The 13,246-nt window shown below is 68.7% G+C and carries 11 protein-coding genes; 3 read left to right on the top strand and 8 right to left on the bottom strand.

Going from position 1 to position 13,246, the window contains the following annotated elements:
* Positions 1 to 123: 123 nt before the first annotated feature.
* Complete coding sequence (metF, locus tag GGR71_RS10060; protein ID WP_160957441.1) at positions 124 to 966, top strand: methylenetetrahydrofolate reductase [NAD(P)H]; 843 nt, start codon at positions 124 to 126, stop codon at positions 964 to 966.
* A 165-nt stretch (positions 967 to 1,131) separates the two neighbouring features.
* Complete coding sequence (locus tag GGR71_RS10055; protein WP_160957442.1) at positions 1,132 to 1,740, top strand: DUF4124 domain-containing protein; 609 nt, start codon at positions 1,132 to 1,134, stop codon at positions 1,738 to 1,740.
* A gap of 217 nt (positions 1,741 to 1,957) precedes the next feature.
* Here GGR71_RS10055 and GGR71_RS10050 read toward each other — a convergent pair whose 3' ends face one another.
* The 4 genes from GGR71_RS10050 to GGR71_RS10035 form a co-directional block, all read right to left on the bottom strand.
* Entirely contained in the window at positions 1,958 to 2,920 is a 963-nt protein-coding gene (locus GGR71_RS10050; protein ID WP_160957443.1) for a Nudix family hydrolase, read from the bottom strand.
* A 304-nt stretch (positions 2,921 to 3,224) separates the two neighbouring features.
* Positions 3,225 to 3,599, bottom strand: a complete 375-nt coding sequence (locus tag GGR71_RS10045) for a VOC family protein (protein WP_160957444.1) — start codon at positions 3,597 to 3,599, stop codon at positions 3,225 to 3,227.
* 296 nt (positions 3,600 to 3,895) lie between these two features.
* Positions 3,896 to 6,637, bottom strand: a complete 2,742-nt coding sequence (secA, locus tag GGR71_RS10040) for a preprotein translocase subunit SecA (protein ID WP_048490510.1) — start codon at positions 6,635 to 6,637, stop codon at positions 3,896 to 3,898.
* 163 nt (positions 6,638 to 6,800) lie between these two features.
* Positions 6,801 to 7,748: a peptidoglycan DD-metalloendopeptidase family protein gene (locus GGR71_RS10035; RefSeq protein WP_160957445.1), complete on the bottom strand. Its 948-nt coding sequence runs from the start codon at positions 7,746 to 7,748 to the stop codon at positions 6,801 to 6,803.
* A gap of 10 nt (positions 7,749 to 7,758) precedes the next feature.
* Between GGR71_RS10035 and GGR71_RS10030 the strand changes: the two genes are divergently transcribed.
* A complete protein-coding gene (locus GGR71_RS10030; RefSeq protein ID WP_160957446.1) occupies positions 7,759 to 8,235 on the top strand; it encodes a DUF721 domain-containing protein in 477 nt (158 codons plus the stop codon).
* A gap of 145 nt (positions 8,236 to 8,380) precedes the next feature.
* Here the strand turns inward: GGR71_RS10030 and lpxC are convergent, their stop codons facing one another.
* The 4 genes from lpxC to GGR71_RS10010 all read right to left on the bottom strand — a co-directional run bounded on the left by lpxC (position 8,381) and on the right by GGR71_RS10010 (position 13,158).
* Entirely contained in the window at positions 8,381 to 9,295 is a 915-nt protein-coding gene (lpxC, locus tag GGR71_RS10025; RefSeq protein ID WP_010340119.1) for a UDP-3-O-acyl-N-acetylglucosamine deacetylase, read from the bottom strand.
* Positions 9,296 to 9,549: 254 nt separating this feature from the next.
* Entirely contained in the window at positions 9,550 to 10,776 is a 1,227-nt protein-coding gene (gene ftsZ, locus GGR71_RS10020) for a cell division protein FtsZ (RefSeq protein ID WP_160957447.1), read from the bottom strand.
* Between the two features lie 280 nt (positions 10,777 to 11,056).
* Positions 11,057 to 12,292, bottom strand: a complete 1,236-nt coding sequence (gene ftsA, locus GGR71_RS10015; protein ID WP_010340121.1) for a cell division protein FtsA — start codon at positions 12,290 to 12,292, stop codon at positions 11,057 to 11,059.
* Complete coding sequence (locus GGR71_RS10010) at positions 12,289 to 13,158, bottom strand: cell division protein FtsQ/DivIB (RefSeq protein ID WP_160957448.1); 870 nt, start codon at positions 13,156 to 13,158, stop codon at positions 12,289 to 12,291. Before GGR71_RS10010 ends, ftsA begins: the two co-directional genes overlap by 4 nt.
* Between the last annotated feature and the right edge of the window lie 88 nt (positions 13,159 to 13,246).

The following is a 13,246-nucleotide window of genomic DNA, read 5'->3' as shown; positions in this document are numbered from 1 at the left end:
GGGGGCTGCGTCGCCGATCAGGGCGGCGCGGCGGCGGCCGGCCATCACGGCACGGCCGCCACTTCTTGCATATCCATCCGGATGAAGAGATATACTGGCGACACCGCCCGCTGCGTTGCGCCCATGACCGCCATCAGCTTCGAGTTCTATCCGCCCAAGACCGACGAACAGCGCGCGCAGCTCGACCGCACCGCCGCGCGGCTGAAGGCCTACGCCCCGGAGTACGTCTCCTGCACCTTCGGCGCCGGCGGCTCGACCTTGAGCTACACCTCCGAGACCGTGCGCCACCTCAAGCAGCACCACCGCTTCGAGGCTGCGCCGCACCTGTCCTGCGTGGGCGGCAGCCGCGAGGAGATCCGCGAACTGCTCAAGCTGTACCGCGCCATCGGCTGCCGCCGCCTGGTCGCGCTGCGCGGCGACCTGCCGTCCGGCATGGGCCACCCCGGCGACCTGCGCTACGCCGCCGACCTGATCGCCTTCATCCGCGCCGAGCACGGCGACGCCTTCCACCTGGAAGTGGGCGCGTACCCGGAGACGCATCCGCAGGCCAACGACGCGCTCAGCGACCTGCGCCACTTCAAGGCCAAGGTCGACGCCGGCGCCGATGCCGCCATCACCCAGTACTTCTACAACGCCGACGCCTACTTCCACTTCGTCGACGCGGTGCGCAAGCTCGGTGTGCAGATCCCGATCGTGCCCGGCATCATGCCGATCTCCAACTTCAGCCAGCTGCGGCGTTTCTCCGAGCAGTGCGGCGCGGAAATCCCGCGCTGGATCGGCAAGCGCATGCAGGCCTACGGCGACGATGCCGAGGCCATCCGCGACTTCGGTGCCGACGTAGTCGCCACGCTGTGCCAGCGCCTGATCGACGGCGGCGCGCCCGGCCTGCATTTCTACACGCTCAACCTGGCCAAGCCGACGACCAGCGTGCTGGCACGTCTGCGCTCAGCCGTCGCCGCCGGCTGAGCGTCGCGGCCGCTGCGCGGCCGCTCGGGATTGGGGATTCGTAATTCGGGATTGGCAACAGCCGCGCGCGGCCCCGCTTTGGCGAATCCCCAATCCCGACTCCCCAATCCCGAGATTCGCACCCATTCGCTCCGCGGTCACGCCGGCTGCAGCTACGCTGCGCCGATGCGCGCCCTTCCGCCGATCCTGCTGCTCTCGTGCCTGTGCGGGTTCGCCACGCCCGCCGCAGCGCAGCGGGTGAACCGTTGCAGCGGCCCCGACGGCACCACCGTGTTCAGCGATCGCCGCTGCGAGGACATCGGCGCGATCGATCGGCTACCGCCACCGGCCGCGCCAGGCAATGTGAGCGGCCGGGCCGCCGACCTGGCACCACCGCAATGCGTGCGCCGGCTCAGCGTGCTGGCGCAGCAGATCCGCACCGCGGTCGAGACGCGTGACGTCAACCGGCTGTCGGCGCTGTACTGGTGGAACGGCGTCTCCGACGCCGGCGCGCAGCGCGTGCTCGACCGGCTGGAAGCGATCGTGCGCCGTCCGCTGGTGGCGATCGTGCCGGTGTTGCCGGACGACACTGCACAGATCGCCGACACTGCGCCCGCCGCGACTGCGGCAGCATCGATGACGGGCACGCCAGACAGCGACGGCACCGACGGTCCACCGCGCCGGCACGCCACCGGCCTGCGCCTGCAGCAGACCCTGAGCGGCAGCAGCATCACCCCGGCGTCCACCGTGCTGGGACTGCGCCGGCAGTACGACTGTTTCTGGATCAGCTTCTGAAGAGCCGGGATTCGGGAATGGGGATTGGGGAACCGCAACAGCGGCTTCCCCGTACGCACCACCCCACCCTCGCGTAGGAGCGGCGCCAGCCTCGTCGGAGGATCACTGTGGGAGGGACTTCAGTCCCGACGCATTGCGCCATCCGAAAGCACACCGCTTCGCGCATCGCGGCTGCATGACAGTTGACTCCTACGGGACGCGGTTGCTGCCGCCCCACTCACGCCAGATCGGCCGCCGCCGGCCATAGTCCGCGGATCGCGGCGATGCCCTGGCCGCCGTGGCGGCGTGCCTCGGCCACCTGGGTCGGCGCCAGGCCGCCGATCGGGTAGATCGGCAGGGCGACCTGCTCGCGCAGCCGCTCGAACGCCTCCCACCCCAGCGGCGCGGCGCCGGGGTGGCTGGCGGTGGCGGCCAGCGGCCCGACCACCGCGAAATCGCAGCCGATGCGCTGCGCCGCCTGCAATTCTTCGAGACTGTGGCAGGACGCGGCCACGGCCTGCCCGGCCGGCAACGGGCGCGCCTGCCACTGCGGCAATTGCTCCGCGCCCAGGTGCACGCCCACGCCCAGTGCCTGCGCCAACGCCACATCGCGGTTGAGCAGCACCTGCGCGCCACGCGTCGCGCACAGCGCCGCCGCGGTCCGCGCAAGCGGCGCCCACTGCTCGGCCGGCAGGCTGCGCGCGCGCAACTGCACGCGGCGCACGCCGCCATCCAGCGCGCGCTCCAGCGCCGCCAACCAGGCACCGGACTCGGCCGGCTCCGGCGTCACCAGGTAGCACGCGGGCTGACGCAGCATCGCCACCACCGGCTGGTCGGCCGGCGGCATCGCATAGCGGCCCAGCTTGTCGGCACTCACCCAGGTCAGCGCCTGGCCCTCGCGGCCGCGCGGCGTGCCCTTCCACGCCGACACCTGGCGCACTTCCAGGCGCAGGCGCTTGTCCGGATAGCGCTGCGGCACTTCCATCAGCCACTCGCCGACGACCGCCTCGATGCCCAGTTCTTCCTGCAGTTCGCGCACCAGCGCCTGCTCCGAGGTCTCGCCGGGTTCGCGCTTGCCGCCGGGGAATTCCCACAGGCCGGCCAGGTCGCGGCCCTCGGTGCGGCGGGTCAGCAGGATACGGCCGCGCGCATCGGTGATGACGCCGGCGACGACATGGATGGATCTGAGCGGTTCGGACATGGCGCAAGCTTGCCGTTTCCGGCAGCGCCAGCGCAATCAACCGGGCTCACATCGGCGACGATCCGCATCCCCCGGCGGGGCGATCGGCGTCCGCACACGCCGCAAGGACCGCGCAACAACCGGCTCGGACAGCGCGTCGAGCGGGCAAAGGCTCCTCGCCAAGCCCCGGCAATGCGACGCACGAGCCGCTGCCGCGACCATGGCTACATCCGGAGGCGTGATGGGTGGCGTCAGCCGCGGGTGGCGACGTCGTGCGCATTGCGCGCGTCACGTCACCTCCGCGCCATGCGCAGTTGCCAACGGCTCACGCCGCCAGGCCATGCCCGATCCGCCACAGCACGCCGCCGGGATCGTGCAACGTGAAATCGCGCATGCCCCAGGGCCGATCCTCCGGCTCGCCCAGGCGCGCGCCGTAGCGGCCGGCCAGGTCGGCCGCATGCAGCCGCCGCCACCAGGCATCGGCGTCCTCCACCCACAGGTGCAACACGAGGTTGTGCGCCAGGCCCGCGTGGTAGAAATCCTGCAGCAGGAACGCGCAGCGGTCGCCGTGGCGGAAGCAGATCAGGCCGTCGCCGAGCGGCTCGGGCGCGAAGCCCATGTCCGCATAGAACCGCGCCGACAGCGCGAGATCCTGCGCCGGCACGAACACCTTGAGTTCCAGACTGGGCGCAGGCTCCACGGCAGGCCTAACGAGGCAGTGGCGACATCGGCCACCCTACGCGCCGCACACCCGGTACGCCAGGTCGGCAAGCGCATCGCCCCAAGCCACTCCCAAAAAACGGAACGCCCCGCACAAGGCGGGGCTGTTCGCAAAAGCGTGACCGATCCGCGCACCTGCGTCCGTCGCCGCCCTTCAGCGAAGGGACTGCACCGACGGACACTTGGATGTGGAGGCCGGCGCCCCGGCGCCCACAACGTGCGACGTCGACTGCGGAGACGCCGCGCGATTGCACAGCGCTCCGCGCAACGACAGGCTCAGCTCAGCTGGCCGTGGCAGTGCTTGTACTTCTTGCCGCTGCCGCAGGGGCATGGGTCGTTGCGGCCGACCTTCGGCGCTTCGCGGGTCACCTGCGCCACGGTCGGCGCTCCAAGCTCGCCGCGCTGCACCTGCTCGGCTTCCTCGTCGGCACCGTAGCCGCCGGCGTCCTGGTGCTGGAACTGCGCCTGACGCAGCTGCGCCTCCATCTGCTGGCGCTCCTGCGCCTCCAGCGCCGCCACTTCCTCCTCGCTGCGGATGCGCACCCGCGCCAGCAGGGTCACCACTTCGCGCTTGGCGTGCTCCAGCATCTCCGAGAACAGCTCGAAGGCTTCCTTCTTGTATTCCTGCTTGGGCTGCTTCTGCGCATAGCCGCGCAGGTGGATGCCCTGGCGTAGGTAGTCCATGCGCGCCAGGTGCTCCTTCCAGCTCTGGTCGAGCACGGTGAGCATCACGTGCTTCTCCAGCGCACGCATGGTCTCGCCGCCGATCGCCGATTCCTTCTCGCGGAAATGGCGGTCCACTTCCTCGCGCACCTTTTCGACGATGCCGTCCGCGTCCAGTTCCTCGTGGCGCTTGACCAGGTCGCCGATCGACAGCGACAGGCCCAGTTCGCTGGCCAGCGTGGCTTCCAGGCCCGGCAGGTCCCACTGGTCGTCCACCGAGTTCGGCGGCACGAAGCGCGACACGATGTCGTAGATCACGTCGTCGCGGATGCCGTCGACGTTCTCCTTGACCGACTCGGCGTCCAGCAACTCGTCGCGCTGGGCGTAGATCACCTTGCGCTGGTCGTTGTTGACGTCGTCGAAATCGAGCAGGTTCTTGCGGATGTCGAAGTTGTGCGCCTCGACCTTGCGCTGCGCCTTCTCGATCTGCCGGCTGACCAGCTTGTCCTCGATGACGTCGTCTTCCTTCATGCCCATCATGCGCATCGCCTTCTGCACCCAGTCGGAGGCGAAGATACGCATCAGGTTGTCTTCCAGCGACAGGTAGAACCGCGAGGAACCCGGGTCGCCCTGGCGGCCGGAACGGCCGCGCAGCTGGTTGTCGATACGCCGCGACTCGTGGCGCTCGGTGCCGATGATGTGCAGGCCGCCGGCGGCCTTGACCGCATCGTGGCGCTCCTGCCAGGCCGCCTTCAGGCGCGCGCGCGTGGCCTCGTCCGGCTCCTCGCCCAGCGCGTGCAGCTCGGCTTCCAGCGAGCCGCCGAGCACGATGTCGGTACCGCGGCCGGCCATGTTGGTGGCGATGGTCACCGCGCCCGGCTGGCCGGCGTTGGCGACGATCTGCGCTTCGCGCTCGTGCTGCTTGGCGTTGAGCACCTCGTGCTTCACGCCGGCCTTGCGCAGGTGCTCGGACAGCATCTCCGAGGTCTCGATCGAGGTGGTGCCGACCAGCACCGGCTGGCCGCGCTTGGCGCAGTCCTCGATGTCGGCCAGCACTGCGTTGAACTTGCCCTGGCGGTTGAGGAACACCTGATCCGGCCAGTCCTTGCGGATGGTCGGGCGATTGGTCGGGATCACCACCACTTCCAGGCCGTAGATGCTCTGGAATTCGTAGGCTTCGGTATCGGCCGTGCCGGTCATGCCGGACAGCTTCTTGTACATGCGGAACAGGTTCTGGAAGGTGATGCTGGCCAGCGTCTGGTTCTCGCGCTGCACCGGCACGCCTTCCTTCGCCTCCACCGCCTGGTGCAGGCCGTCGGACCAACGGCGGCCCGGCAGGGTGCGGCCGGTGAACTCGTCGACGATCACCACCTCGCCGTCGCGCACGATGTAGTCGACGTCGCGCTGGTAGATCGCGTGCGCACGCAGCGCCGCGTTGAGGTGGTGGACCACGCTCAGGTTCTGCGCGCCGTACAGGCGGTCTTCCTCGTCGGTGAGGATGCCGGCGGCGCGCAGCAGCTCTTCGGCGTGCTCCATGCCCGCTTCGGACAGGTGCACCTGCTTGCCCTTCTCGTCGACCCAGAAGTCGCCCTCGCCCTCTTCGGACTCCTGCTTGACCAGCTGCGGCACGATGCGATTGACGCGGATGTACAGCTCGGGCGATTCGTCGGCCGGGCCGGAGATGATCAGCGGGGTGCGCGCTTCGTCGATCAGGATCGAGTCGACTTCGTCGACGATGGCGTAGTTGAGCCCGCGCTGGAAACGGTCGGCCTTGGACAGCGCCATGTTGTCGCGCAGGTAGTCGAAGCCGAACTCGTTGTTGGTGCCGTAGGTGATGTCGGCGGCGTAGGCGGCATGCTTGTCGCTGTGCGGCATGCCCGGGTACACCACGCCCACGCTCAGGCCCAGCCAGTTGTACAGCTTGCCCATCTGCGCGGCGTCGCGGCGCGCCAGGTAGTCGTTGACGGTGACCACGTGCACGCCCTTGTCTTCCAGCGCGTTGAGGTACACCGGCAGCGTCGCGACCAGGGTCTTGCCCTCGCCGGTGCGCATTTCCGCGATCTTGCCCAGGTGCAGGACCATGCCGCCGATCAACTGCACGTCGTAGTGGCGCATGCCCAGCACGCGTCGGCTGGCCTCGCGGCACACCGCGAACGCTTCCGGCAGCACCTTGTCCAGGGTCTCGCCGCCGGCGATGCGCCCACGCAGTTCCGGGGTCTTGGCCTGCAGCTGCGCGTCGGAGAGCTGCTCCATCTCCGGCTCCAGCGCATTGATCTTGGCGACGATACGGTGGAGCTGGCGCAGTTGGCGCTCGTTGCGGCTACCGAAAACGCGAGTAAGCAGACTGTTGATCATTGAAGGAACCGGTTGGAAAGGAACGCCTAGACGGCCCGATCCCCAGGGAATCGACGGACCGCAAACGAAACAGGGCGCGAGGCGCCCTGTCGATGGCAAAGCACATTGTAGCTTGGGGCGGCGCCCGGCGATTCAAGCGCCGGCACACCGCCCCCTGCCGGACTCAACCGCGGCCGCGGCGGCCCACCGGAATGGCGCCATCGCCGAGGAACTTGGCCGGGTTCACCACCACCCCGTCCTTCCACACCTCGAAATGCACGTGGGCGCCGGTGGAGCGGCCGGTGGAGCCGGCCTTGGCCACTTCCTGGCCGACCCGCACCAGGTCGCCGACCTTCACCGACAGCCGCGAATTGTGCGCGTAGCGGGTGACATAGCCATTGCCGTGGTCGACCTCGACCACGTTGCCGTAGCCGCCGCGCACGCCGGAGTAGCTGACCACGCCGTCGGCCACCGCCAGCACCGGGTCGCCGACGTTGGCGTGGAAGTCGATGCCCTTGTGGTTGCCGGTACCGCGGCCGAACGGATCGGCGCGGCCGCCGAAGGCCGAGGTGATGTAGCTGTTGCGGATCGGCATCCGCGAGGGCACCGCGTTCTGGTCCAACTGGTGGTCGAACAGCAGCGATTCCAGCACCGACAGCTGCTGGCCGGACGTGGCGAACTGCTGCTGCAGCCCGTCCAGTTCCTTGCCGAGCTGCTGCGCGGGCATGTCGTGGCTGGGTTCGTCGTCGCCGCCACCGACGCCGACCGGCTGGTCGAAATCGAACTCGCCGTCCTGCAGCTTGCCCATGCGGGTCAGGCGATCGCCGAGTGCGTTGAGCCGGGTCGCCTGCGCCTGCAGTTCGCCCAGCCGCGCCGCCAGGGCGTTGACCTGGGTCTGCGCGTCGCGGCGCACCTGCGCCAGCTCCTGGTCCTGCCGCTCGAGTTTGGCACGCAGTTGCGCCGAACCACCCCAACCGGCTGCGGCGCTGACGCCGATGCCGAGTACCATGCCGAGGCCGAGCACCGCACCGAGCGCGGCGAGGGGGCGACGATCGGCGAATTCGCGCAATCGCCACGGCAACGTCTTGACCCCCTTTTCACTGGAACGGATTACGATCTTCTTGAACGTCATATGAGTTTTCATGTCTAAGCGAAAGTCCGGCGAAGGCCATACCGCCACGCCGCAGCCGGCGCTGGACGCCGCACTGGCGGACAAGGCGGGCGACCCGTTGCGACGCGCCCTGTGGCTCGACGCGCTGGACCGGCAGTTACGCCCCCATCTGCCGCCGAACCTGGCCTCCCGTTGCCGGTTGGCCAATGTGAACGGCGAACAGCTCGTTTTTCTCGTTGAGTCTCCGGTCTGGCACGCCCGGGTCAGGCTGGCCGAGGCCGACATCCTTGCTGCGGCCCGTTCCCTCGGGCTGAAAGCCACCAAAGTGACCGTCAAGACTGCGACTGCACCCGCGCATTCCCCAATGCAGCAGGCAAGAAGCAAGCCAGCTCAGGTTTCTGCGGCAACGCACAGGGGATTGCGCGAGGCCCTGGCTTCCCTGCAGGACGTCGGCTCCGCGACGCCTGATGCGACCACGGGCTCCGACCGTGGCCGTCGACGTACGTAGACACGCACGCCGCGACCGACGCATCCTAGCGGGCGTCGGGCGTCAGGTCGTTACCGATTCGTTAAATCGGCGTTAAGGGGAGAAGAAGAACCGGCCGATTGCCGATTCCGTGATACCCACCCGGCCGTCACCGGGTTGAACGGGTTCAGGCGTAAGCGGCCGCCCCGTAAGCCACCGGCGCTTGCTGCGCGGCGGATTCGAAGCTGACCCATTCCCACGCCGCCTGTTCGGCGAGCAGGGCGCGGACCAGCTTGTTGTTCAGCGCGTGGCCGGACTTGTAGCCCTCGTACGCGCCGAGGATGGCGCCGCCGGCCAGGTACAGGTCGCCGATCGCATCGAGGATCTTGTGGCGCACGAACTCGTCGGCATAGCGCAGGCCATCGTCGTTGAGCACGCGGAACTCGTCGAGCACGATCGCGTTGTCCATCGAACCGCCCAGGCCGAGGTTGCGCTCGCGCATGTACTCCAGGTCGCGCATGAAGCCGAAGGTGCGCGCGCGGGAGATTTCCTTGATGTAGGCCATCGTCGAGAACTCGATTTCCTGGCGCGACTGCTTGGCCGGGATCATCGGGTGGTCGAACTGGATGGTGAAACCGAGCTTGTAGCCGCCGTCGTAGGGAACGAAGCGGGCGATCTTGTCGCCGTCGCGCACTTCCACTTCGCGCTTGATGCGGATGAAGCGCTTGGCCTTGTCCTGCTCGACGATGCCCGCCGACTGCAGCAGGAACACGAACGGACCGGCCGAGCCGTCCATGATCGGCAACTCGGCCGAGGACAGTTCGACGATGGCGTTGTCCACGCCGAGGCCGGCCATCGCCGACATCAGGTGCTCCACGGTCTGGATCTTGGCCTGGCCGCGGCTCAAGCCCGTGCACAGCGTGGTCTCGGTGACCAGTTCGGCATCGGCCGGCACGTCCACCGCCGGGTCCAGGTCAACGCGTCGGAACACGATGCCGTGGTCGGCCGGTGCGGGGCGCAGGGTCATGTAGACCTTGTCGCCGCTGTGCAGGCCCACGCCGGTGGCGCGGATCGTGTTCTTGAGGGTGCGTTGCTGGGTCATGGCAGACAGTCTGGGAACGTCTGTTCGCACGGGAACTGAACAGACAACGAGAATATCACGCGTTTAGCCAAATTTTAACAAAGCGGTCACAGCGTCCCATGCTTGCAACACTGGCCCGTGCCGGCGTCGCAGTCGCAAAAACCTGCCGGGTCGCGAGGACCCGGCAGCAAGGGACACGGCGCGCCGGCCAGGGAGGCGCTCCTGGACGGCGGTGTTGCGGGCCGGCGCGAACGCCGGCCGATGACGCATCGACCTCAGTCGGCCTGGCGGCGCAAGAACGCCGGGATGTCCAGGTAGTCGCTCGGCAGGTCGGCCGCGGCCGGTGCCGGGGCAGATGCCGAGGCGCTCATCGACTCGCCGCTCGGACGACGCAGGCCCAGGCCCATCGCACCGCCGACCGCCTTGGACACGGCGTCGCCGCCGTGCTCGAAGTCGCCGAACTCCGGCTGGCCGGTGGTGGCGTTGCGCACCAGCTTGATCGGCGCGCGCTGCTCCGGACGCTGCGACTGGCGCGACACCGCGCGGTTCAGGCCGGTGGCGACCACGGTCACGCGCACTTCGTCCTGCATGTCCGGATCCAGCACGGTGCCGACCACCACGGTGGCGTCCTCGGAGGAGAAGCCCTCGATGGTGCGGCCGATCTCGTCGAACTCGGCCATGGTGAAGTCCGGGCCGGCGGTGATGTTGACCAGGATGCCGTTGGCGCCGGCCAGGTTGACGTCGTCCAGCAGCGGGTTCTGGATCGCCGCTTCGGCGGCCGCCTGCGCGCGATCGTCGCCGCGGGCCGAGCCAGTGCCCATCATCGCCAGGCCCATTTCCGACATCACGGTGCGCACGTCGGCGAAGTCGACGTTGATCAGGCCCGGACGCACGATCAGGTCGGCGATGCCCTGCACCGCGCCCTGCAGCACGTCGTTGGCGGCGCGGAACGCCTGGATCATGGTGGCGTTGCGGCCGAGCACGGTGATCAGCTTTTCATTCGGGATGGTGATCAGCGAGTCGCAGTGCTGGCTCAGTTCCTCGATGCCCTTCAGCGCCACCTGCATGCGGCGGCGGCCTTCGAACGGGAACGGCTTGGTGACCACGGCCACGGTCAGGATGCCCATTTCCTTGGCCAGCTGCGCCACCACCGGCGCGGCGCCGGTACCGGTGCCGCCGCCCATGCCGGCGGTGATGAACACCATGTCCGCGCCCTGCAGCGCGTCCATGATGCGCTCACGGTCTTCCAGCGCGGCCTGGCGGCCCACTTCCGGGTTCGCGCCCGCGCCCAGGCCCTTGGTGACGTTGGTGCCGAGCTGCAGCTGCAGCTTGGCGCCGCAGTTCTTGATCGCCTGCGAGTCGGTGTTGGCGGTGATGAACTCCACCCCGTCCACGCTGCTGCTGACCATGTGCGCGACCGCGTTGCCGCCGCCGCCGCCCACGCCAACGACCTTGATCACTGCATTGGGTGCCATCTTTTCAATCAGTTCGAAATGCGCCATGTCCGTTTCCTCTTGAGCCGGGATTGGGGATTGGGGAGTAGGGATTCGGAAATTCCGATCCTTTCTCCCGCCTCTCCGTCCGGCGAGTGTTGTTGTTTGGATGCCGGGATTCGGGATTGGGGATTGGGGATTCGCAAAAGCGACTCTCCAGTCCCGTGCCCTGCTCCGCGGCGGAATCACTGCAAAAAAAACCTATCGCCTACCTACCGCTCTCCACTCTCTCTACCTACCGCTGTTGCTCCCACCAATCCCGAATGTCGAATCCCGAATCCCGGCTCCATCAAAATTCGCCGCGATACCAGTTCTTCAATTTCTTGAACAAGCTGCCGGCGCGACCGGTCGGCAGCGACGGGCGGCGCGGGTGTTCGATCTGGCTGCCCATCAGCAGCAGGCCCACGCCGGTGGCGTGCACCGGATTGCCGACCACCTCGCCCAGGCCGGTGACGTGCTGAGGAATGCCCACGCGTACCGGCATCTGCACCATTTCCTCGGCCAGTTCGACCACGCCTTCCATCTTCGAGGCGCCACCGGTCAGCACCATGCCGGCGCGCACCAGTTCCTCGAACCCGGAGCGGCGCAGTTCCGCCTGCACCATCTCGAAGATCTCCTCGTAGCGCCCCTGCACCGCCTGCGCCAGCGAATGGCGCGGCATGCGCCGCGGCGGACGGTCGCCGACGCTGGGCACCTGGATGCTTTCTTCTGCGGTCGCCAGCTGCGCCAGCGCGCAGGCGTAGCGCACCTTGATCTGCTCGGCTTCTGGCGTGGGCGTGCGCAGCATGTGCGCGATGTCGTTGGTGACGTGGTCGCCGGCGATCGGCAGCGAGGCGGTGTGGCAGATCGCGCCCTGCACGAACACCGCCAGGTCGGTGGTGCCGGCGCCCATGTCCACCAGCACCACGCCCAGCTCGCGCTCGTCGGCGGTCAGCACCGCCACCGAGGACGCCAGCGAGGACAGGATCAGGTCGTCCACCTGCAGGCCGCAGCGCTGCACGCACTTGCTGATGTTGGCCGCGGCCGATTGCGCGCACACCACCAGGTGCGCATGCACCTCCAGGCGCACGCCGGTCATGCCGACCGGGTTGCGGATGCCTTCCTGCGAATCGTCCAGCACGTACTCGCGCGGGATCGCGTGGAGGATGCGCTGGTCGGCCGGGATCGCCACCGCCTTGGCCGCTTCCAGCACGCGGTCCAGATCGTTCCAGGTCACCTCGCCATCGCGGATCGGCACGATGCCCGGCGAGTTCTTGCACTGCACGTGGTTGCCCGAGATCGACGCGTACACCGAGCGGATCTCGCAGCCGGCCATCAGCTCGGCTTCCTCGATCGCGCGCTGGATCGACTGCACGGTGGATTCGATGTCCACCACCACGCCGCGCTTGAGCCCGCGCGACTCGTGCGAACCGATGCCGATCACCTCGATCGGGTTGCCGGGCGAGTATTCGCCGACCAGCGCGACGACCTTGGAGGTGCCGATGTCCAGTCCAACGATGAGGGATTTGTCGCCTTTGCGGTTCATGTGCGGCTACTGCTGAGAGTGAGGAGGGTCGGGACCCGGGACCGGGGACCCGGGCCCCGGAACGGCGCCAACGCGACGCTCCGATTGTTCGTAGGTTTGTCGGTATTCGCTGCGTTCTTCTTCGGCTCTGGCTTCTTCGAGTCCCGGGTCCCGGGTCCCGGGTCCCCGCTCTCCGGCTTCCACGCCACCGTGAACCCATTCGTATAACGCAGATCGGCGCGCGCCAGCGGCGGCTGGCCCGGCTGCAGCAGTTGCGGCAGCACCCGGGCGAAGCGCTCCAGGCGGGCGCGCGCGTCGTCGCGGCCGACCACCACCTGCACGCCATTGCCCAGCGCCAGCGACCAGCTGCCGCGCGCGTCCAGGGCCACGCCCTGCACCGGCAGGCCGACCGGGGCGAACAGCGCGCGCGAGGTGTTGTACAGCGCGACCACGTCGGCGGCCTTGGCGTCCGGGCCGGCCAGGTGCGGCAGCGCCACGTCGCGCAGCTCGTTGGGCAGAGCGAAGATGCGGCCCTGCTCGGACAGCATGCGATCCGCGCCCCAGCGCGCGAACGGACGGTGTTCGACGACGCGCACTTCCAGCACGTCCGGCCAGCGCTTGCGCACGCGCGCGCTCTCCACCCACGGCAGGCGCTCGATCGCGTTCTGCGCATCCTGCAGGCGCACCGCGAAGAAGCCGCGGCGCGCGTACGGCAGCACAACCTGGCGCAACTGCTCGGCGGAGACCCGCTTGAAGTCGCCGCTGACCTGCAGCCGGCTCAGCGGCCAGCGCTCGGCCCCGACCCAGCCGTTGAGCACGGCCACGATCGGCAGCGCGACCAGGGCCAGCGCCAGCAGCCAGGCGAGGATGCGCAGGGAGGCGTTCACTGGCGCGCTCCGCGCGCGGGATTGGGGATTGGGCATTCGGGATTGGCGCAATGCGCGCAGCAGACCGCGCCGGCAGCGCGCAGCGCCG

The sequence above is a fragment of the Xanthomonas sp. F1 genome (assembly GCF_014199855.1).
This window is presented reverse-complemented; position numbering and strand designations above follow the sequence as displayed.

Excerpts from the sequence above, each read along its gene's own strand:
- metF (WP_160957441.1), top strand. The coding sequence starts at position 124 with ATGACCGCCATCAGCTTCGAGTTCTATCCGCCCAAGACCGACGAACAG.
- GGR71_RS10055 (WP_160957442.1), top strand. The coding sequence starts at position 1,132 with ATGCGCGCCCTTCCGCCGATCCTGCTGCTCTCGTGCCTGTGCGGGTTC.
- GGR71_RS10050 (WP_160957443.1), bottom strand. The coding sequence starts at position 2,920 with ATGTCCGAACCGCTCAGATCCATCCATGTCGTCGCCGGCGTCATCACC.
- secA (WP_048490510.1), bottom strand. The coding sequence starts at position 6,637 with ATGATCAACAGTCTGCTTACTCGCGTTTTCGGTAGCCGCAACGAGCGC.
- GGR71_RS10035 (WP_160957445.1), bottom strand. The coding sequence starts at position 7,748 with ATGACGTTCAAGAAGATCGTAATCCGTTCCAGTGAAAAGGGGGTCAAG.
- GGR71_RS10030 (WP_160957446.1), top strand. The coding sequence starts at position 7,759 with ATGTCTAAGCGAAAGTCCGGCGAAGGCCATACCGCCACGCCGCAGCCG.
- lpxC (WP_010340119.1), bottom strand. The coding sequence starts at position 9,295 with ATGACCCAGCAACGCACCCTCAAGAACACGATCCGCGCCACCGGCGTG.
- ftsZ (WP_160957447.1), bottom strand. The coding sequence starts at position 10,776 with ATGGCGCATTTCGAACTGATTGAAAAGATGGCACCCAATGCAGTGATC.
- ftsA (WP_010340121.1), bottom strand. The coding sequence starts at position 12,292 with ATGAACCGCAAAGGCGACAAATCCCTCATCGTTGGACTGGACATCGGC.